Consider the following 21387-nt stretch of genomic DNA (forward strand, 5'->3'; position numbering starts at 1 on the left):
TGTTTATTTCTTGAAAGTAAGCACCGCTAATGCAAACCAGGCAAATAATTCGGGCGAGAGTTTTACCCGCAGCAATTCCAGGGCTCTTTGTTTTTGTTTTTTTACCGTATTGATAGACATATTCAGTTCATCGGCAATTTCCTGGTTCTTTTTTCCGTCAAAATATCCCATGATAGATATCGATTTATAGCTATCTGGCAAAGCATGAAGGGCAGCATGAATTTCGGCCATTGCCTCGGCTGTGATCATGGCTTCAATTATAGGCGGTTCTTCAGGCTCGGCATTTCCATAATATTGTACGTAGCCCTCTACTACTTTGTGATGCCTGATGCTGTTAAGGCTTGCGTTACGAACCGAGCTATATAGGAAGTTTTTGATGGCTATATTATTCTGCATTACCGTTTCACGGTGATTCCAATATTTTATAAACGCATCCTGCACAATATCCTCTGCCTGATCTTTATCTTTAAGCAATTGGAAAGAAAAATATACAAGCCTGTCGTAATATTCTTTGAAAAGAACATCCAGGTCTATTTGCTCAGTTGACCTGTCCGACTCACTTTTGTGTGTAAATATTCCTTTTACAATGCTCATCTATCCGTTTCAGAAATAAGTTTGAGCATTAAATACATCATTTCCGATGCATCCTAAATACCCGGTTCAAAGTTGAACTTTGTGTGTTCAATTTAAGTTAAATCCGGGTTAATAAATAATGTTATTATAGTAACTTTTCAGTTGCAAACCGCATAACAAATTAAAAAGTTGCGGTACATGTCTGTTATCTGAAACTAATCAACTCCAATAATTACTGCGTATTTATAATTAATTAAGGGAAAATAACCGCAAATAGTCCAATAGTTCCCCGCCATCATCTATTTTTTCAGACACACTTTTACGGTTGCTTTGCATCATTAAAACAACAAATAAATGAAAGATCATAAAAAGTTAATAAAAGAAATATTTCAAAATATTTTTGAAAGCCCTGGTTATAACGAGGCCATTGTAAAGCGTTATTTTAGTACAGATTACGTACAGCTGGTAGATGGTAAAACACTACATTTCAACGAGTTTATCAAACACATTAAAGCAGTTAAAGAGGCTATAGCATCTATGTCTGTAACTTTTGACACGATAGCCCAGGATAATGATATTATTTTCACCAATCACCGGGTTACGGCGACTACTAAAGAAGGCCGAACAAGTGAAGTTCAGGTAATTGCTGAATTTCACATTCAGGGTGGACAAATAAATTATTGCAATGAACTAACCCGTCAGATCAGCGGTGACCCTCGGGAAGGTGATCTTGGTTCAAGACATTAATTATCACAATAAAGCTTTAAAAGCCACCCGGTTATTTCGGGTGGCTTTTTTTTAAAAAATGCGGGCCTACTTATAAAAGCTCACAAAAGTATCCGTTATTATTCATCAGCTTAATGACTCTTGGTACCGGAACATATTCTCCCTCAATTCGTAATACGCGGTCACAATCTTCCAGATCAAAATTTATTTCAATACCTGGAATATGTTGTCTGAGTTTGCGAATAAGTTTAACCGACTGATCAATAGTTTGAACATCTGTTTTGAAAACTTCTACCATGGTATCTGTCATTGTTGGTGCATATGCCTGTTTAACCATCATTAATTTGTTTTTATGAGAATAAGTGTACGGTGCAAAAAGGTGATTTTTAAAATCTGTAGTTAATACCGGTTGAAACAGCAACACCTGTTTTCTTTAATTCGGTTAAAGGAGCGCCTCGTTTGTCCAGGTTGTTAAATGGCACCCAGTTAACTTTTTGGTCTTTATCATACAGATCAAGCTTTTGGACAACATTATACCCGGCACTCACCTCTACGGAGAAATTTTTAGCCAATGCATAATTGTAGTATAGTGAAGCCTTGAACTGCTGTGCCTGGAAATAATCGGAGTTCATCTTTTTTGATAAACGATAAGTGCCGCCACCGATGCCAAAATCGCCGCTTAAGCCAAAATTGCTTTTCTTGGATAGCTTGTAGTTTAGCTTTTCAGAAACCGGTATAGTTCCTGATAAACTTAGTTTGTCGGAAATATTCCAATCAATACCAAATACCGGAACAAGTACAGAACCAAAGAATTGTTTAGAATAAACTACCCCTATTGAGTACGTAAATTTAGCTGATTTCCTGATCTTTAACATAGCCACACCTGTATAAAGCATGTCATTACCGGAAATGTCTTTCAGATCAGAAGATAATGTTGGTACAGCCGAAATAAGCAACGCATATTTAGGTGAAAGTGCCTTTTGAAAGGTAAGCGGAACCGAAAATGAGTGAAAGTTGTTACCGCCAAACTGATTGCCCATACCGGATAGAAACAAGCCGCTGTACCCTACTCCTGCCAGGAAAAAATCAACTTTACCATTTTGCATCTTGCTATATAAGGGTAAGGTAAGATTGCCATTCACCTGTTGTATATTCATATCCTTGCCATCAATTTTAAAGGGAGAATAGGTATAGTCGGCCTCAAATGAACCTAAATTAGGTACAGAGGTTATGGGAGCGGATACGCCTTCCTCTACCGGTGCATTTTGTTGTGCCTGTGCAGATAGCGCGAATGATACTGTAACTATCGCAATTAAAGACAAGATCTTTGTTTTCATGAGTTGTTGTGGAGTTTTTTTAATTATTTGATGATTTGTTTTGCCAAACCGGCTACAAGGTGGATCCTCCCTTGTATACAGTTTGATATTGCTTTTTAATTCATATTTCTCTTGAAACACGCTTAGGCACATTTACCCTTACTCTTCATGAAAATTATTCTGCAATACAGTCAGGCTATTTCACCTTAACCCTTAGTCTTTATTTAAATTATTTTCTGCAAATGACATTTTGATGATTAAACGACTCATCATCAGCATGGGTAAAAACAGGGGGTTAAAAATCAGGGTATGGTTTTTAGGATGGTCTGGAATAATAGTAATTCGGATGTGTCAGATACTATTTGATAAAGTACCTGCAGATTGACGGCCCTCAAAAACTTTTTAAACCTTAAATTTTAACACTTTTCTGCTCAAAAACGGCCTAAAAACGGGTCAAAATTCATTCAAAACCATCGATTTTAACACTTTTTAACAAATTACAGGAGGATTTTGATGCGTTTTAAAAACTTTAAAAAGTATTAATTTACTGACAATCAAATCAATACATAAAAAAACAGTTGATTTTTGACCTGTTCTTTTCTTTAGCAAAACGGCCCGGGTTCCTTTTTTATCAGGAACCCGGGCCGTTTAATGATCATCAATGTACGAAAATTTAACCGCAAAATCAAGACATGGATAGCGCCTCAGCTTGAAATTTGAAACCACTTTTGAAGAAAAATAAAAGAAATGAATTAGTGTATGATTAAAAATAAAGCGAAATTTAAAAAGACAAAATAAGCAAGTCATCATTCCATATGAACATACAAGAGCAAACCAAAGAATATCTTAACAACCTACCTGAGGCAAAGCGTAGCGATATGCAAGAGTTACACCATCTTGTATTGGAGGTTTTACCAGCTTGTAAATTATGGTTCGATGATGGTAAAAACAGCGAAAATAAAACCGTTACCAATCCTACTATAGGCTACGGATTGTACACTATAAAATATGCTGATGGGAAGACCAGAGATTTTTTCCAAATTGGTTTAAGCCCCAATAAAACCGGAATATCCGTTTATATCCTTGGTATTAAGGATAAAACGTACCTGGCTCAAACATATGGAAAAGAAATAGGCAAGGCGAGCGTGACCGGATATTGCATTAGGTTTAAAGCGCTAAAAGATATAAACATGAATGTACTTAAGGCAGCTATACAATATGGGGTTGAGGCTACCAGTGAAAATTAAATTGAGGCACTCTAAAAGAATCAGCAACCTATTTCCCCTCTTCCTTATTGACTTGCAGCAAAGCCAAAACATCATTCTTTAAATGATCTGGGATGAGTATAATACTTTGAGAAACCTGGCCGATCTCCTGAAGTTGGACGGGAATTTCGGGCACAGAACTACGATACCCTTTCAGAATAAAACAACCTTTTTCATTTTCATATTGCACGGTTATTCTTAATTCGGTTAATAATTGGATATCGCGGTAAAGGGTACGGGTGCTGATATGAAATTTTTCTTTTAAATAGTCAACCGTTACCACCTTTTGGGTTTGTAAAACGGCCAGCACCTCCAATAACCTGTCTGTCCTGTTCATTTGGTTTTGTGTTTCTATACAAAGCTGATACAGGGCGATGACAGCAGTATGTCAGTAGGTTTTGGGAGCAAGGATTGAGAGAGCAAGGAATAAGGACTCCTGGAATAAAGATTTTTGGAACAAGGAGCAAGGACTTTTGGATTAAAGATTTTTGGAGCAAGGAACAAAGATTTTGTATCACTCCTGTTTTTCCTTTTTGTTATTGGATTCAAAATCCTTGTTCCTTGTTCCAAAAGTCCTTGTTCTCCCAATCCTTGCTCCTGAAGCTCTCTAGTCCTTCCTCAGCCTGTCCCTTTCGTCACCGGCTCCCTGTTTCGGCTGACCGCTTGCCTTTGTGCTGCCAAATGATTTGGAATAGGTGAGTTTTATGACAGGGAATTTGCTCGATTCTGTATGTACATCCACGTAACTTTTAACGTTAAAAGGCTCCTGCGTTAATGTACCGTAATGAACATGCACCCGTATACTCCTTAAAATATCGGCCACAGAAAGCTGGAAACTCCCGCCGTTATTATTCAACTCCTTTTTTACACCCGCATTCAGGGAGCCTAGACCATCAATTTTAGTGGTACCATTATACCATTGCGAATTGTACCAACCCGAAAACTCCAGGGAATATTTTTTAGGCAATTTAAACGACTCATTAAAATTGAACGTATATATAAAATAGCTTTTTTGAAACGGAAATGCCGAATAGCCACTCCCCTTAAACTGGCTCAGTCCACCTGTAAAACTGTAGGTCATGTCCCACCAGTTGTTTATTTTAAAAGGCAGGTTTGCCTGAAAAGTAAAGTTGTTTTGATAAGTTAGGTTTTGGGGCGATATATACAGCAGATCTTTTGACGGCCCTGTACTGAGCTGGTACCGTGCTATAGGATTATCATCGCGGCTGTAGAGCAGCGAGAAGGAATAATCACGATAATTATAACCCAGTTTAATGTTATTGGTAATAGTTGGTTTAAGGAAAGGGTTACCGGTATACACAGCCGTAGGGTCGCTGTAGCCAACATATGATGCCAGATCGTTATAGGTAGGCCGGCTGATCCGTTTGGTGTAAGATAGCTGCAGTTCGGCATTGTCATTTAGTTTTTTCGAGAATAAAATATTGGGAAACAGTACACCCAGTTTACGGTTAACCAGATTTTTACCAGTGTTGGGATCGTTCATATCGGTATACGAATACTCGTACCTTAGCCCGACAGTAAGATTCATAGATGCACTTATTTGTGAATTGAATGAAGCATAAGCAGCACCTATGCCCTCTTTCATGTAGATTTCATTAGCCGATTCGGTTCTTTTAACCCATACATTATCTAACAAACTTTCTAATCCCGACGAGCTGGAACTGGTGGTATAGGTTCCTTTAATGCCTGTTTCCAGTTTCAGCTTAGGGTTCAGTTGTTTGGTGTAATCAACTTTGGCTACCCCAACCTTGATGCTTGTAGCGGCAAAACCTCTTTGCTGCGGTGAGTTCAAACTATCGTTAGTCCCCGCTACCTGCCCATGCTTATTAATAAAGGCAGTTTGCACCTGCGATGGATTATCATTATGGTAATAAATATAATCGGCGGCAAAGCTGAGTTTTTCGCCGGTATTTATTTGTTTGTCAATACTTACCGAGCTGACTACATTGCTCCAGCTATTTTGGGAGGTATTCAAACCTTTATAGGTTAATAAAGAATCGGGCAATACATTATAAAGAGCATGGTTAGTGGTGGTATAGGCCGCGCTGCTGTTATTGTAGGTTATATTACCACTTAAAGTTGTTTTTGAGCCGAGTTTTATGTCAGCCCCGATATTGGCGTTATGGTCATTCTGCACACGTTTGGTATGGCTGTCAAAAACAACAGCCACATCGCCACCCAAAAAGGGCATATTCTGGGTGCTGTTGATAAGCAAATCGGTGTAAGTTCTGTCGTGCGAAAAGGTATACGCGCCATATAAATTTACATTTTTTGTATTGTGAGCCAGGTTAAAGCTGGCTGTACCCTTTTCGCCCCAGCCATAACCGCCAGTTGCCGAAAATGAACCATTGGTACCCTGTTTTTTATTCTTTTTGGTTACAATGTTGATGACACCTGCGCTACCTTCGGCGTCATAGCCGGCGGGTGGCGTGCTCAACAATTCTATTTTTTCGATGTTAGAGGCGCTCATGCCACTCAGCATATTCACCACCTGATCCATCGGTATACGCATCAGTTTGCCGTCCATCATCACCATCACCCCGCCTTTACCATTTAAATTGATGCTGTTGTTTCGATGATCAATCACCACCCCGGGCGATCGTTCCAAAACCTGCAGGGCACTACTCCCTTTGGTCATTAAACTGCTTTCTACATTCACTACCATACCATCTGGGCGCTGCTGGTACAGCGGTTTGCTGGCCCTGATCACTACCTCGCCTAACTGCCGAGTAGTTCCCTGCACGATTTGGGTACCAAAATCTTTATTAGCAGAGCGGGCGTTGACCCCAAAAACCGGCGAGTCCCAGGTTTGGTAGCCAATACTCTTAAGCCTGAGCTTATAATTGCCAGCAGGCACGTTTGCTATGCGGTAAGCACCATCTGCATTGGTTTGCGCGCTTCTTACTACCGATGTATCTGTGGCTTTAAGCAACAATACATTAGCAAACATAAGCGGCTTTCCATCGACCGTCACGAGTTTTCCGCTTATCTGCCCAAAGCTATTTTGCATCAGCATAAAGCATAAAATATTCAAACAGAGTGTTTTCATCGGTAATAATTTTCGTTAATACTGGTTATCCCATATCAACTCACCCCGACGTCACTGCGCTTGTCACCCCTCTCTCCGCTTCGCGCATAGAGGGGATTTCATTTCCTTTTTTCCCACCCTCTTTCCGGCGAAGCCGAAGAGAGGGTGGTCCAGCGAAGCGTAGACCGGGTGAGTCGATTCTGCGGCGTGGTTTTATCCGGTTCAAAGAAATACTGCTAACTGATAACAGAAAAATGAGAATGACCAGCGGCTGTTTATAATTGATAAGGCGCACAAATACAAGCAAAAACACCAAAAACAATGATTATCACGCCTGATTTACAGCTTATACATTGGGTGATGTAAGTGGTCAATTAATTGGTTACGTTCATGTATCAGAGCTGTTTATAGTAATAGTAATTGCGTAACTTTAAATAATAGGCTTTTGATAAGATTAAGATACCTAAGATGAGGTGAATCAATACTTACAAAAGTGATATTTTGGCTAAAGCCATTAGATTGATAAATTTTAACCGTCCCTTAAAAGGGACGGCAATAGTTTGTCTCATTCATTGCCGTTGGCTTTAGCCAACGGATAATGAATTGCAAAAACAGGGCTTCAGCCCAATAAGACCGATGGATTATCAATAATGAATGGACTTCATAAAAATTGGCACTAAAAACAAAATGAACGCATTAGCAACCGATAAATTAAGCCAGAACTGGTTGTTTAAATACAAGCTGTACCACATCCCGTTTTGGTGTGTATACAACTATTTTTGGTATGTAATTGCCGTTGGCGATCCCTTAGCTGCTGCCCACTCCATGTTTTTTTCGGCTTATACCGTCAAGATTTTCTCATATGTGATATTCCAGGCGCTTGCAGTATATTTCAACCTCTATTTCCTGATCCCCCGTTACCTGGAAAAAAACAGACTTACCGAGTACATCATTTACCTGGCTATAACCATTGCCTGCGCTTCATCGCTGATCAACACCGGATATTATTTAAGCGCTTTTTTGGCTCATTGTACCATAACAAAAATGTTTGGAGCCGAGGCCGGCAGCTTTTTTCATTTTTATAACACCTCGCTCCCATCTACTTTGGCCAGTATGACCCTGGCGATGAGCATCAAGCTCACCAAAAACTGGATCCAGGCCGAGCGGAAACAACAGATGATGGAAAAGGAAAAGCTGGAAACGGAGCTCAAGTTTTTAAAATACCAGTTTAACCCGCATTTCCTGTTCAACAGCATCAATTCGATTTTTTTCCTGATCCACAAAAACCCGGATATGGCATCCGATTCGCTGGCCAAATTTTCGGGCTTGCTGCGGTATCAGCTGTATGAATGTAACGATCAGCAGATATCCCTCAGCAAAGAGATCACCTACCTGAAAAACTTTATTGAGCTGGAGAAACTCCGTCAGAATAACGATGTGGAGGTAATATTTGAGGTTGAGCAATCCGGTACCGAACATTGGGGTATAGCGCCGTTTATATTGATGACCTTTGTTGAGAATGCATTTAAACATGTATCCAAACATAGCAACGCCCCTAACTGGATCAGCATCAAATTGAGCACCAACGAAGGACTGCTGAACTTACTGATTACCAATAGTACTTCGCCCGATGTTGTAAAAGAAGCGGTGAATTACGGCGGCATTGGTTTAAAAAATGTACAACGCAGGCTTGATCTGGTTTACCCCGATCAGTACAAACTGGGTATACAGCATGCCGACAATTGTTTTGAGGTTAAACTACAATTAAAACTGAGCGAACTGGGATTCGAGAACGAGGACTTTTGGAACAAAGAACAAAGGCTATTGGAGCAAGGATAGAAGGAACAAAGAGTAAGGACTTTTTTTGGGAGCAAAGAGCAAGGACTTTTGGAACAAAGCCAGGAAGAACAAAGAAGAAAAAATCCTTGTTCCTTACTCTCAAAATCTTTGCTCCAATCAAAATCTTTGCTCTAAAAAAATAAAAGATGATTAATTGTGTAATTATAGATGATGAACCGCTGGCCCGGGAAGGCTTGTCCAACTATGTAAGGGAAGTTGACTTTTTGCAGTTGACAGGTACTTGTCAAAATCCGTTGGAGCTGATGAAACTATTGGATGAGTATCCGGTAGACCTAATATTCCTGGATATACAGATGCCCAAAATGAATGGTATCGATTTTTTAAAGATCGTACAAAATCCACCTATGGTGATCATTACCACTGCCTATCCCAGTTACGCGCTGGAAGGTTTTCAGCTCAATGTGCTTGATTATTTATTGAAACCGGTTACGTTTGATCGTTTTTTTAAATCGGCCAATAAAGCAAAGGATTATCACCGGTTACTCACCCAATCAACTCAAAACGGTGTTCAAAAAGAGGAACCTGAGGCCGACTATTTCTTTATCAAATGCGGCAACAAATACGAAAAGATCTATTTCGATGATATTCTGTATGTAGAAGGCATGCAAAACTATGTGAGCATTTACACCAGGAAGGGCAAATATATGACCCTGCTGAACCTCAAAAGCCTGGAGCAAAATCTGGATAGCCGGGCTTTTATCCGCGTGCATAAATCATACATCGTGTCTATCAGTAAAATAGAGGGACTGGAAGGCAACGAAATCTTTATACAAAGCCATCGTATACCTATCAGTCGCAATTACCGGGAGCAGGTGATAACCCAGGTGGTGGAATGTAAGCTATGGGATAAGATCAAACTGTCGTGAAGGGGCAAAAAAGGCTTGTCACCCTGAGCTTGTCGAAGGGTCGCGTGCAGAGGCCTGCCCACCATGCTTCGACGGAGCTCAGCATGACATCCGTTTTATTATCATCTATCCCCTATCCGTAAATCTCCTTACTCAAAAAATCATTCCGGAATTTTCCTTTGGGATCAAACTCGGCCACCAGCTTTTTAAAATCATTGAGCTTTTCATAGCGCGATTCCAGCACCTTGGGTGCCATGGTAAATATTTTGCCCCAATGTGGTCGCGCGTTAAACGGCGAAAGTTCTTTTTCAATCAGGGGTAACAGTTTCAATACAGCTGCTGTTTCCTGTTTCCAGGTAAAGTGAATGGTAACCGAAGTTTGATTATGGCATGGGCTCATCCACAACTGATCGGCGGCGATGGTACGAATCTCAGTAATGAACAAATGCGGACTTATCTGTTTACCCAAACGTGCAATAGCGCTTATAGCTTCTACAGCATGATGTATCGGCACAAAGTATTCCGATTGCAGTTCTTTACCGCTGCTGGGGGTAAAACCCATTTTAAAATGTGGTAAGCGTTCATACCAGGGCCCGGGTACACCCATTTGTTCGGTACAATTTTCGGCAGAAAGCGCGATGATGGGATGCACATTCTTTGTGGCTGCCTTGGCACCGTAAAACTCGGGGCCACTGTGATCTTTATCTGTACCGATGCGGCTTTTTATCCATACCTCGTTGATGCTGTCCTGCTGCCAGTCGGTAAATAAACTCACACTGTAACCGGCGGATACTATTTTTTCAAAATTTTGCTTTACCTGCGCCATGGGCATTTGGGTAAATACCCGTTGCTGCATCATAAAGGTGGGCTCCACCTGCAAAGTAACTTTAGTAATAACCCCGAGTGCGCCAAGACCAACTACGGCAGCATTCAGTTTTTCGGCATCCGCAGCTTTTGACAGATGGACGATACTGCCATCTGCTTTTACAATTTCCAGGGCGGTAACCGCGCTGGAAAGATTACCATTTTTAACACCGGAGCCATGCGTAGCCGTAGTGATAGAACCAGCTACAGAAATGTGTGGCAAGGATGCCAAATTATTGAGGGCAAAACCTTCTTTATGCAGGTATGGGGCCAATTCGCCATATTTAATGCCGCCTTCAACGGTAACGGTATGAGCTTTTTTATCGAGACTCAGCAACTTGTTGAGCTCTTTGGTAGAAAGCAGGTTGTCTTTACTATCGGCAATGGTATTAAAACAGTGCCTTGTACCCAACACCTTAAGCTTTGTATGTGATTTAACCAACTGCTGAACCTCCTGAACCGATTTGGGATAAAACACATGATCGGTGCTGTAGGTAAGATTACCTGCCCAGTTTTTTAATCGCGGAGCCTGGGCCCAGCCCTCCAGGGATGACAATAACGGTGTAGCCATTAAGGTGGTGCTTAATTGAATAAATGTTTTTCTTTTCATGATGTAATAGGTTACTACAATGTAACACTAAAAATCAAGAATCAATAGCATTTCAATCAAGATACTTTTTACCAAACCAGCAATGTTTTGCTGATACATTATTCTCCCTGATAAGATCTGAGCGGTAATAGTCGAGTAGCTTTTTCTTTTTTACCGGTTTAATGATTTCTACTTCGTCAGAGTCATTTGCCTGATCGGTTATCTTATTAATGGCTAACAACTCAGTTGGCTTTTCAAATGATCTGCTTATGGCAATAGTATCCAGGAATAAAGGGGACGGCAGGAGCGGTAATGTATCCCTTGCTGCTGTTGGCTGTTCACTTTGTATAGCTTCAACGGCAACATTTTTACTTCGCTGGTGCTGAATCGTTACAGGTATAAGTATGCGGGATACTGTTTCTTGGATCTGTGTTACCATCTGTGGTTTGGCCGCTTGTAATACTTCCCGGTAATAACGTTCGTTGAAGCGCATGGAAATAGCCTCTTCCACGTTACCCGTTATGCCCATGAGCAAAGCGCCCAGTCCCACGCCCAGCCAATAATTTTTTTTCATGGTGAAAAGCAATAGAACACCAGCAAGTGTCAGCACACTCCAAACAATTCTGATGCGCAGCCAGGAATGATGAGTACGTTCCACTTTCGGGACTTCTTCCTTAAAAAAAGCCTGTTTATTTTCCTGGTATAAACGCAGCTTTTCAGGCAGCGCTTTTCGGGTTACGTATCCATCGCCAAAACCACCTATACCCATCACCAGGCCAATAACAAGAAAAGGCAGCGATAACCCTTTTAACAAGGATAACGGTTTAGCAAAACGCCATAATACCAGGCCAGCTATTAATAAGAATACGCCTAACGCTGCTCCGGTAAAGCCGTGCCTGGATTCGGTATGATAGTATTGCAGTATTTTTTGAATAAAGTCCATGCTAAGGGATATAAAATATACCGGTAAAATTGAACAATAAAAAAGCACAGAATTTTGGTGAGAGGCTCAGTTTTACTTTGTTGCAAAGCTCAATGATAAGTTACTCATTATTAAAACATTTGAGCTACGGAATACGTTAAGTAGGTAATCAAAATTAAACCAAGTTACCATTATGAAACATGCATTTATTTTTGGCACCAGCATATTTTTAAGCCGCCAAAACACCCTGACCTACACAGACGGTGATAAAAGCACCGAATTTTTAAAGGTACTCGCATTTTATAAGCATGAACGGGGTTCGGAAGACCAATCGCTCGTTATTGATGCTAATATTACTACCCTATCCGGTGAAGTCATTAAAATAAGCGGCAACAAGTTGGAGACCGGCCCATCAACTGTACATGTAGAAACGGATGCCAATCGGGTTTGGGTATTTCAAACCGGTCACCACGAACCGGTATTAGATGTTTACCAATTAAATGAGCATGAATTTCATGGTTTAGGCAGCCATATTGTGAACGAGATAGGTGTACAACAACCAGATGCCGTACTCACCATTAAAGGAAACTTTAAAGTTGATGGGGCACACTTCATGATCGAAAATGAAAAGATGTTTATCAACCATAACGGTTTTGCTAATGGTGTAGAGAATGCGCATGAGGGCATCCTTTTATCTGCCGGAGAGCCAACTCATTAAGTTACATTAAATATTACTGTTTTTGAAAAGCCCTTGGATTGCATCCTGAGGGCTTTTTATTTGTTTGAACATTTTTTTACGCGTTTGGTCGCAAACCCTTAGGGTTAATTAACTTTTGAATAACTTTGACTTTATTTGCCGTAGTCAATTTAAATCAGATCAATAGGTATCAATTCCGGATCTGAATAGTGTCTATGGAATAGGTTGTTATGAAAGTGTAACCAAAATGGGTCCCGAAAACGATAAGCTGATTACTACTGATGATTCTGAACTTTGGGATCTGTTTAGGGATGGCGATGAATTGGCCTATACCCAGCTTATACAAAAATACTCCAAACCACTTTTTAACTATGGCTACCGCATTTATCAGGACAAGGATTTCCTGAAAGATTGTATCCAGGATGTGTTCCTGGAGTTGTGGAACAGAAGACTGCGTATAAGCCCCACACCTGCTGTAAAATGGTACCTGTTTAAAGCCGTACGCCTGCGCATATTTCGTGAACAATCCAAATGGAACAGAAGCGAGGAGCTTGATGATAGCTACGAGTTCCTGGTAGAGTTCAATATCGAGTCGAAAATGATAACGGACCTGGAAACCAAAAACCTAAGCTCCAGGATACAACAGGTTTTAAACGCCCTCCCTCCACGTCAGCGCGAGATCATGTACCTCCGTTTTTATGAAAACCTTGATTTTGATAACATTTCGCAGATCATGGAGATCAGCAAACAATCGGTTCATAACCTGCTTCAAAAGGCTTATAAAAACTTCAGGGCCGAATGGGTTATCCTGCTCATGGCCTTTTCAAACCTAAATTTGTAAAATTATACAACTGTTTATCAGACAATTATAATAAAATCACAAAAAACTTTCATTTTTTCATCTTTCAAGAGGGTAATATTCAGGCAATTCGGAATATATAGGTTATAACCAATTGAATCTGTTTCCTGTGACCAACTATACGAATTACGAAGTCGAAGACTTTTTGCACGACGATTTTTTTATCGACTGGGTTTTAAAAAACCAACCAGCACATCAGGCTTTCTGGGAGCAATGGCTTATTGAAAATCCAGATCGAAAAAAAGTCGTTGATCAGGCGCGTATCATTATCTTATCTATCAAAATTAACCCACTTCAAGAGGGATTGACCGATGCCGAGATAAACTCCATGCTAATCAACATCAATCAACAAATACATGGGCAACATGAACCTGTTATATGGAGGCCAAGATTTTATCAAACCGGTTGGTTTCGCGCTGCGGCTACCGTAGTGTTAGTTGCAAGTGCAGGCTTTCTTTTCTTTAAGAAATATGATCAACAAACATTACCAGCTAACCAGGTTGCCCGGGCCGATTCTTTTTTGCAAGTGGTTAACCATACCCCGAACTCAAAACTGGTGCAAATGAGCGATGGCAGCCTTGCAGTTTTAAAACCAGGCTCGGGACTTAGATACCTGCGTTCATTTCATGACAAAAGAGAGGTTTTTTTAGATGGGGAAGCTTTTTTTGAGGTTCACAAAAATCCACAGATGCCTTTCCAGGTGCATAGTCATGATATGGTGGTACGGGTATTAGGCACGAGCTTTACTGTAAAAAACTCGGATAACAATCAATATTTTAAGGTTGTGGTAAATACCGGCAAAGTATTGGTATACAATCAAAAAGCAGTTACCAAGGCCGATAAGCAAAAATATGAGGTTATTCTGACCCCTAACCAACAAGTTACTTATGCCGAAAAACAATCAGGCTTTAAAAAAGAAACACTCCCGGTACCATTAAAACTATCAAAGGAAATAGCGAAAAAAGATTTCACTTTTGATAATGCCCCTCTATCAAGCATTATTGACAGGATAAATAATGACTATGATGTGAATGTTGAATATGACAAAGCTAAGCTGGGAAACATCGGTCTCACTATGTCTATTTCTGACAGGCCTCTGGACGAAAAAGTAAAACTAATATGTAAAGCAATTAACGCCACCTGCCAATTTACCGATGGCCGTATCATTATTAACAGTCAAAATCTAAACCCTATACCACCAACCAATTAACCTATTATTAAACCTATTTATAAATGATGAGAGAAAGAAATACTTAAACCCACCTAAAAAACAAACCGGCAATATTTGCGGTACTGCCGGTCCAAATGTTTAGCCCCAAAATGATCGATACTCATTTACTGTAACCTTTTGCAAAGGTTGAGCGGGGCTTTTTTGTCAAGTTATTAACGAATCATTAACTCTAACCAAATTTATGAAATATAAACCTATACTCGTAAAAATAATGAAGATCACATTTTTACAGTTAACATTAAGTCTCTCATTATTAGGAAGCGCCATTGCAAAAGATGGTAAAGCCCAGGCTATTTTAGATACAAAGATTACTGTAAGCGAAAGTAATATTGCGTTAAAGGCAGTAATAAAAAAGCTGGAGCAGAAATACCACGTCAACTTTGCATTTAGCCCGGCGCTTATCAATGATAACCAGAAAGTGAATGCATCATTCACAGATAAAGCGTTAGGAACCGTATTAACCGAACTGTTTACGCCGCTTAATCTGGCTTATGAGGTTTCTGGTGATGTAATCGTGATCAGAAACAATACGCCACAGGTAATTACCAGAATAGCCGATCTGGATATGACCCAGGCTCCTATCAAAGGTAATGTAATCGACGATAAAGGATTAACGGTTCCTGGTGTTACGGTAACTATTAAAGGCACCAAAACCGGAACAGTTACGGATGTTAATGGTAATTTTTCGCTCAATGTAAGTCCGGGTACTGTATTGGTTTTTACCGCCGTAGGCTTTGAGCCAAAGGAAATGCTTGCCACAGCCGAGCCTATGAAAATTACCATGGTAACATCGAATAACAACCTTGCGGAGATAGTAGTGGTGGGTACAACCTTCAAAAAAGGCGACCTTACCGGCTCTGTAAGTAACGTAGATTCCAAAACATTGCAGGAACGCCCGGTTACCAATGTTAGCAGTGCTTTACAAGGTCGTGTGGCTGGTGTATTTATTGGAGGTGGCTCCAAACCCAGCGATGATCCAGTGATTAAAATCCGCGGTACCAATACCATCAATTCAGGCTCCACCCCTATTTATGTAGTGGATGGTTTGATTATGGAAAACAACCTGGGTGGTTTTAACTCCATCAACATGAACGATGTAGAATCGGTATCTATATTAAAAGACGCATCTGCTACGGCTCTTTATGGTTCACGCGGTGCCAATGGCGTGGTGGTTATCACTACCAAAAAAGGCAAGAAATCGTCTGGTGATGGTATTATTAGCTATGATGCATGGGCCGGCTTCTCCAACTACGCCAACAGGCCCGAAACAATGAATGCCCAGCAACTGTTTGATTTACGGGTAGATGCCTATGCCAACGGCTATATTAAAGATAACCCTAATGCCAACAGGCAGGATTACATCAATAATACTTTACTCAAAACCAACCTGGCATTTTCGCAGCAGGAGTTTGATACCAATAACAGCGGTAAAAGTTACGATTGGCTTAAAGCCATTTCACAAACCGGCTATCAGCAAAACCATGCATTAAGCTTTGCAGGAGGTACAGAAAAAGGCTCATTTTACCTGAGCCTGGGTTATGCCGGTACAAAAGGTCTTATTCAAACAGTAAATGAAAATAAATATACCGGTCGTTTTAATGCTGATTATTTAATTAAAAAATGGTTGAAAATCGGCACCAATACCGGCTATACCCGTACCGATGATGCCCAGGCCGATGACGATGCATATAACCAGGCGCTTAATGCCAATCCGCTTTTAAATTATGATCCATACAGGGCAGCGGCTACCAGGTATACCCCTAATTACCTCACCATATATTATCGTGCACTTGGCCAAAACAGCAACAATAATTTCAATCCGTTCAACGCGCTTGATATTACCCGCAGGCAAAATCGTAACCGCCTGGTAACATCAAACTTTATCAATGTAAACCCAATACCTGGTTTGGATATACGATCTACCTATTCTGTTGATTACGGACAGCAAAGCTACTCTACTTTTACGCCGAACAACATACAGGAAGCAATCCGTAACTATAATGGCGATGCGCGCGCCAGGGCCGAGCGCTGGAACGATTTGTATTGGCAGTGGGATAATACCGCCACATACAGTAAAACGTTTAACTCCAAACATCGTATTACTGCCTTATTGGGTACCAGTGCCAGCAAACGCACCTCTGATTATACTTTGGCACAGGGCGATCGTTTTGCAAGTAACGATCTGTTATATCATGATCTTGGAGGCGCAGCAGCGCAGGACAAAACAACTATCGGATCTAACTTTTATGCCTACTCTATTTTTTCGGTAATCGCCCGCTTTACCTACAGTTATGATGATAAATATTTCCTGACAGCTACCGCCCGCGATGACGGTTCTTCCAGGTTTGCTCCCGGGCATCAATATGGTATTTTCCCTTCAGCTTCGGTAAAATGGGATGTTACCAAAGAGGATTTCATGAAACAGCAGAAAATCTTTAACCAATTGAGTCTGCGGGTAGGCTATGGTGTTGTAGGTAATCAAGATATTACCAATTATGCTTTCCAAACACTGTACGGTTCAAAAGTAAATAATAACAATGCCTTGTTAGCCAATGATGGTTTAAAGGGTAACCCTGATTTGACCTGGGAAAGGCAAAAACAAGCCAATCTTGGTTTAGATATGGCCTTCCTGAACTCGCGTCTTTCTGTTACTGCCGATGCGTTTTACATTAACAATGATAACCTGTTGCTTGATCGTGGCCTGGCTACCACCACAGGGTATACGCATCAATTACAAAACATTGGCCGTGTAAATAACAAAGGTATCGACCTGTCATTAAGCGGTCAGGTAATCAAAAGCAAAGACTGGAACTGGTCATTATCAGGCAATATATCTTTTGCCAAAAACACCGTGAAACAATTGTATGGCAATGCCACAGTGATATACAGCACTTCGGGCGATAGTCGTGAAAACAATTTATTTATCGGTCAGTCACTGCATAGTATCTATACTTTGCGTTCGGGCGGAATAGCCCAGGAATCAAACCGTGCAGAATGGCAGGGGCTTAACTATAACGGTAAAACAGTAGGTCTGGGCGATTTATTCGCGCTGGATGTTTCTGGCCCAAATGGAGTTAAAGACGGTATTGTGAACCAATACGACAGGCAGGTTGTGGGTAACGAAGATCCAAAATACTATGGCGGTTTTTCAACAGATCTTTCCTATAAAGGAATAGTCCTGAACGCGGTATTTGTTTACTCGCATGGCGCTAAAAAGATCAGCAGTTATTACGAAGGTTTAATTAACAGTGTTGGCTCAAGCATGGCTTCAACCGATCTGTTAAACCGCTGGACACCAACTAACACCAATACCAATATACCACGCGTAATTGACAATACCAGCTATAACCGGTATAACCCTTCTGATCTGGATTATGCCATTCAGGATGCCTCTTATCTGCGTTTATCGGCACTTACTTTGGGATACAACTTGCCGCAAAAATTGCTGAACAGCTGGCATGCCAGCCGGGTACGTATATACGCCACAGGCTCAAACCTGTTCTGTATTACCAAATACAAAGGGCTTGATCCCGAGACAGGTGATTATGGTTATCCACCGGTAAGGACATTTGTTCTTGGGGTAAACTTTGGATTTTAAACTTCAATGCAAAAAATCATGAAAAAAACCATTATAAATATATTGATTGCCGGAACGGTAATATGTTCAGCTTCCTGCAAAAAATTTCTGAACCAGGATAGTTTGACAAAACTGGATGAAAGCAAGGTGTATTCAGATATCAACCTGGTACAAACAAGTTTAAAGGGTGTATATGCCAGCTGGTTAAATAACCGTGTAGATGAGCAGGGAACCGTTTTAATGATGGGTACCGACGAAACCCAACAGGGCGCCTATCAAATGAAAAGCGATGCCTCTAAAGGCGGATTGGACAGGTATGACGGCAACCTTAACTCGTTACAGGGGCAAGTAACCACCCAGTGGAACCTTCGCTGGCCACTGGTTAATGAAGCGGCCAAAATCATCAACGGGGTTGATAAACCTACACTGCAGGCAGGATCTGTAGAAGCCGGTATTGTTGGTGAGGCCTGTTTTATAAGAGGCTTTATTGACTTTGAGCTGGCCATGTACTGGGGTGAGATACCGATCAGGGACCTGAGTCGCGAATCGCAATTAGGTCTTAAACGCCAGCCACTTAAAGATGTATGGACATTTATTATTGCTGATTTGACCAAGGCAGCTGCTTTTTGTCCGGACAAAAACTCTCCGGGCAGGGCAACAAGCGGCGCAGCCTTGGCTATGCTGGGTAAGGCTTATATGTCGGCACCGGTATCAACAGGTCTGCGCGATTTTGATAAGGCCCGCGATTGCTTTGAAAAAATGATGGGCAGATATACCCTGGTGCCCTACGCCGATCTTTGGGACTATACCAAACCTAACACCAACGAGGCCATCCTGGAGTTCCAGTACAGTCCTGTTTCTCCAAACAATAATAAAGTACAGTTCCAGATAGGCTCGCGCGCGGTGCAGAATACCTTTGGCGATGGCTGCTATTATTCGGGATATGATAAAATTGTCCCAACAATACACGCTTATGAAACCGTAGCCAATGGTGGTATATGGGAAGATGGCGATATACGCCGTAACGAAAGTATCCGCTATGATTTTACTTATTATGGGGTTACACCAACGCTCGACATTATTTCGTGGGAAGGTTTGGGTAACGACTTTGATGAGCTAAAACCTCACGTAAAAAAGTATGAGGATTTCCGTACCGATACACATAGTGGTTTGGGCTATAACAATATGTACAACTCCGGAAAAGATATGCCGGTACTCCGTTTAGGCGATATTAAACTATGTTATGCCGAATGTTTGAATGAGTTGAACAGAACAGGCGATGCTATAACTGTAGTTAACCAGGTAAGAGCCCGTGCCTGGGGTGGTACATTACCCAGTGATAAAATGTGGGGCGCAATGGCACAAGCCGATTTCCGTACCAATATCATGGATGAACGCACCCGGGAACTTTTTGCAGAGGGCTGGCGCCGCATTGATCTGATCAGGACCGGGCTACTGGTCGACCGGACTAAAAAGTACAACAAATGGACCGCGCAATCCGGAACAATTCAGGCATTTAATAACCTGTATCCGATACCTGATACAGAATTAAAGCTGAACCCTGAAATAACACCACAGGATCAAAATCCGGGTTATCATTAATCCCGGGATCAATAGATCAAAATAAAAGAGGCTGTTTCCAAAGTGTGGGAACAGCCTCTTTTGTTACTGATGATCTGCATATCAGTTTACTATATTATCACGCTTAAAACTAAAGTATTCAATAAACTTCTTAAACCTGTTTTCTGATCTGGTAAACTGCTCCAGCAGTTTTAATTGATTTTGCGCCCTCACCAGGTTTTGTAACGGATAGGTAGTGTGATAATAGATATCGTCATTTAAAAAATCGGTCAGGAACCTGAGCACCTGCATATAGATCATGTATTTGCCAGAATACGTAAAATATTCCTTCTCTGCCGGTGTCAAAGCTGGCCCCATAGCCGAAATGTAACCTTTATAAATAGCATAAAAACACTCCTCGTTGATCTGTATCTTTGAAAAATCACGCTCTTCTTCATTTGCCGGTGAAAGATAAGTTCGTAACATATCCCCTACATCGCTCAGAAAATAACCCGGCATTACCGTATCCAGGTCAATCACACACAAGCCCTTATGATCCTGATCAAACAACACATTGCTAATTTTAGTATCATGATGTATAACACGCAAGGGCAATTGCTGGTGATCAATCAGTTGCATATAGGTAAATAATATGCCCTGATATTTATAAATATCATTGATAGCCGTTGTGGCTATGGCCAGCTTATCAGCACCCGCAGTTGAACATGCCTCCTTAAACTGATCAAACCGTAGTTTCAGGTCATGAAATTGGGGTAAGGTATAATGCAACTTTTCCAGATTGAAATCTCTCAATAAATAAGTGAATTTTCCAAATTGTTGGGCTGCCTCAAAGGCTTCCTGTTGGTTGGTAATTTCAGTAATAGTTACCGAATTGTCAATAAAAGAAAAAAGGCGATAATATTCTTTATGGTTAATTTCGGCCATACGCTCACCCTTTAAAGTGGGTATTGGTGCCACAAAAAGATAATCGGGTGCAGTATGTTTAAGGTAATCGGCCAGTAAGGCCATGTTTTCTGCAATAGCTTCCGGGTTTTTAAAAACGTACGGGTTAATACGCTGAAGAATGTAATTTTCGGGCCCGCTAACCTTCCAGGTATGATTGATCAATCCTGTACCAAAACTTTTAATATGATAGTTATTGGTGTTTAGTCCGTATAGTTCCAGGATCTGGTCAAGTATCATTTATGGGCAAATTTTAGCCAAACGTAATTAATTACTTATGAAAAAGCATGCGCAAACGTTTGTGTATTTTTTATTACACATAAGCTAATTATCTTAATAAAAGAGCTTTATAAAAAACAATAATATTTACAACGCTAATATTATAAAATATTACCCAATCATATACTTTAGAAAATTCAATAAACCCGGGTGAGCGATATATTTCGACTAGGACGTCGTCATGTTTAAAATCAATACAAACGATCATGCCC

At 40.8% G+C, this 21387-nt stretch carries 17 protein-coding genes; 9 read left to right on the forward strand and 8 right to left on the reverse strand.

Going from position 1 to position 21387, the window contains the following annotated elements; genetic code table 11:
- Positions 1–3: 3 nt before the first annotated feature.
- On the reverse strand, positions 4–594 hold the full coding sequence (locus G7092_RS07090) for an RNA polymerase sigma-70 factor (RefSeq protein WP_166087617.1): 591 nt from the start codon (positions 592–594) through the stop codon (positions 4–6).
- Between the two features lie 333 nt (positions 595–927).
- On the opposite strand from G7092_RS07090, the gene G7092_RS07095 reads away from it, so the two are divergent.
- A complete protein-coding gene (locus G7092_RS07095) occupies positions 928–1320 on the forward strand; it encodes a nuclear transport factor 2 family protein (RefSeq protein WP_166087619.1) in 393 nt (130 codons plus the stop codon).
- A 70-nt stretch (positions 1321–1390) separates the two neighbouring features.
- Here the strand turns inward: G7092_RS07095 and G7092_RS07100 are convergent, their stop codons facing one another.
- Together G7092_RS07100 and G7092_RS07105 are read right to left on the reverse strand one after the other, a co-directional pair.
- Positions 1391–1639 (reverse strand): hypothetical protein, encoded by a 249-nt coding sequence (locus G7092_RS07100; RefSeq protein ID WP_202985232.1) that lies wholly within the window; start codon positions 1637–1639, stop codon positions 1391–1393.
- Positions 1640–1685: 46 nt separating this feature from the next.
- A complete protein-coding gene (locus G7092_RS07105) occupies positions 1686–2636 on the reverse strand; it encodes a DUF6268 family outer membrane beta-barrel protein (RefSeq protein ID WP_166087621.1) in 951 nt (316 codons plus the stop codon).
- Positions 2637–3430: 794 nt separating this feature from the next.
- Between G7092_RS07105 and G7092_RS07110 the strand changes: the two genes are divergently transcribed.
- Positions 3431–3862 carry a DUF1801 domain-containing protein gene (locus G7092_RS07110; RefSeq protein WP_166087623.1) on the forward strand — a complete coding sequence of 144 codons (432 nt, stop codon included), beginning with the start codon at positions 3431–3433 and terminating at the stop codon, positions 3860–3862.
- 28 nt (positions 3863–3890) lie between these two features.
- Here G7092_RS07110 and G7092_RS07115 read toward each other — a convergent pair whose 3' ends face one another.
- Together G7092_RS07115 and G7092_RS07120 are read right to left on the reverse strand one after the other, a co-directional pair.
- Positions 3891–4217, reverse strand: coding sequence for a helix-turn-helix transcriptional regulator (locus G7092_RS07115; protein WP_166087625.1), 327 nt, complete (start codon positions 4215–4217; stop codon positions 3891–3893).
- 270 nt (positions 4218–4487) lie between these two features.
- The gene (locus G7092_RS07120; protein WP_166087627.1) at positions 4488–6950 is read right to left on the reverse strand and encodes a TonB-dependent receptor domain-containing protein; all 2463 of its coding nucleotides are present in this window, start codon (positions 6948–6950) and stop codon (positions 4488–4490) included.
- Positions 6951–7616: 666 nt separating this feature from the next.
- Between G7092_RS07120 and G7092_RS07125 the strand changes: the two genes are divergently transcribed.
- Positions 7617–8768, forward strand: a complete 1152-nt coding sequence (locus G7092_RS07125; RefSeq protein WP_166087629.1) for a sensor histidine kinase — start codon at positions 7617–7619, stop codon at positions 8766–8768.
- A gap of 146 nt (positions 8769–8914) precedes the next feature.
- Positions 8915–9655, forward strand: a complete 741-nt coding sequence (locus G7092_RS07130) for a LytR/AlgR family response regulator transcription factor (protein ID WP_166087631.1) — start codon at positions 8915–8917, stop codon at positions 9653–9655.
- A 112-nt stretch (positions 9656–9767) separates the two neighbouring features.
- On the opposite strand, the gene G7092_RS07135 is transcribed toward G7092_RS07130, so the two are convergent.
- On the reverse strand, positions 9768–11108 hold the full coding sequence (locus G7092_RS07135; protein ID WP_166087633.1) for an FAD-binding protein: 1341 nt from the start codon (positions 11106–11108) through the stop codon (positions 9768–9770).
- 52 nt (positions 11109–11160) lie between these two features.
- Positions 11161–12030: a hypothetical protein gene (locus G7092_RS07140; RefSeq protein ID WP_166087635.1), complete on the reverse strand. Its 870-nt coding sequence runs from the start codon at positions 12028–12030 to the stop codon at positions 11161–11163.
- 172 nt (positions 12031–12202) lie between these two features.
- Here G7092_RS07140 and G7092_RS07145 point away from each other — a divergent pair, with 172 nt between their 5' ends.
- From G7092_RS07145 to G7092_RS07165, 5 genes are all read left to right on the forward strand, one after another.
- On the forward strand, positions 12203–12727 hold the full coding sequence (locus tag G7092_RS07145; protein ID WP_166087637.1) for a hypothetical protein: 525 nt from the start codon (positions 12203–12205) through the stop codon (positions 12725–12727).
- Positions 12728–12953: 226 nt separating this feature from the next.
- Positions 12954–13547: an RNA polymerase sigma factor gene (locus G7092_RS07150; RefSeq protein WP_166087639.1), complete on the forward strand. Its 594-nt coding sequence runs from the start codon at positions 12954–12956 to the stop codon at positions 13545–13547.
- Positions 13548–13674: 127 nt separating this feature from the next.
- Positions 13675–14775, forward strand: coding sequence for a FecR family protein (locus tag G7092_RS30885; protein WP_166087641.1), 1101 nt, complete (start codon positions 13675–13677; stop codon positions 14773–14775).
- A 232-nt stretch (positions 14776–15007) separates the two neighbouring features.
- A complete protein-coding gene (locus G7092_RS07160) occupies positions 15008–18394 on the forward strand; it encodes a TonB-dependent receptor (RefSeq protein ID WP_166087643.1) in 3387 nt (1128 codons plus the stop codon).
- A gap of 18 nt (positions 18395–18412) precedes the next feature.
- Positions 18413–19975 (forward strand): RagB/SusD family nutrient uptake outer membrane protein, encoded by a 1563-nt coding sequence (locus G7092_RS07165; protein ID WP_166087644.1) that lies wholly within the window; start codon positions 18413–18415, stop codon positions 19973–19975.
- Positions 19976–20056: 81 nt separating this feature from the next.
- On the opposite strand, the gene G7092_RS07170 is transcribed toward G7092_RS07165, so the two are convergent.
- Complete coding sequence (locus G7092_RS07170) at positions 20057–21136, reverse strand: phosphotransferase enzyme family protein (RefSeq protein ID WP_202985233.1); 1080 nt, start codon at positions 21134–21136, stop codon at positions 20057–20059.
- Positions 21137–21387 lie beyond the last annotated feature (251 nt).

The organism is Mucilaginibacter inviolabilis, from assembly GCF_011089895.1.
Lineage (GTDB): Bacteria > Bacteroidota > Bacteroidia > Sphingobacteriales > Sphingobacteriaceae > Mucilaginibacter > Mucilaginibacter inviolabilis.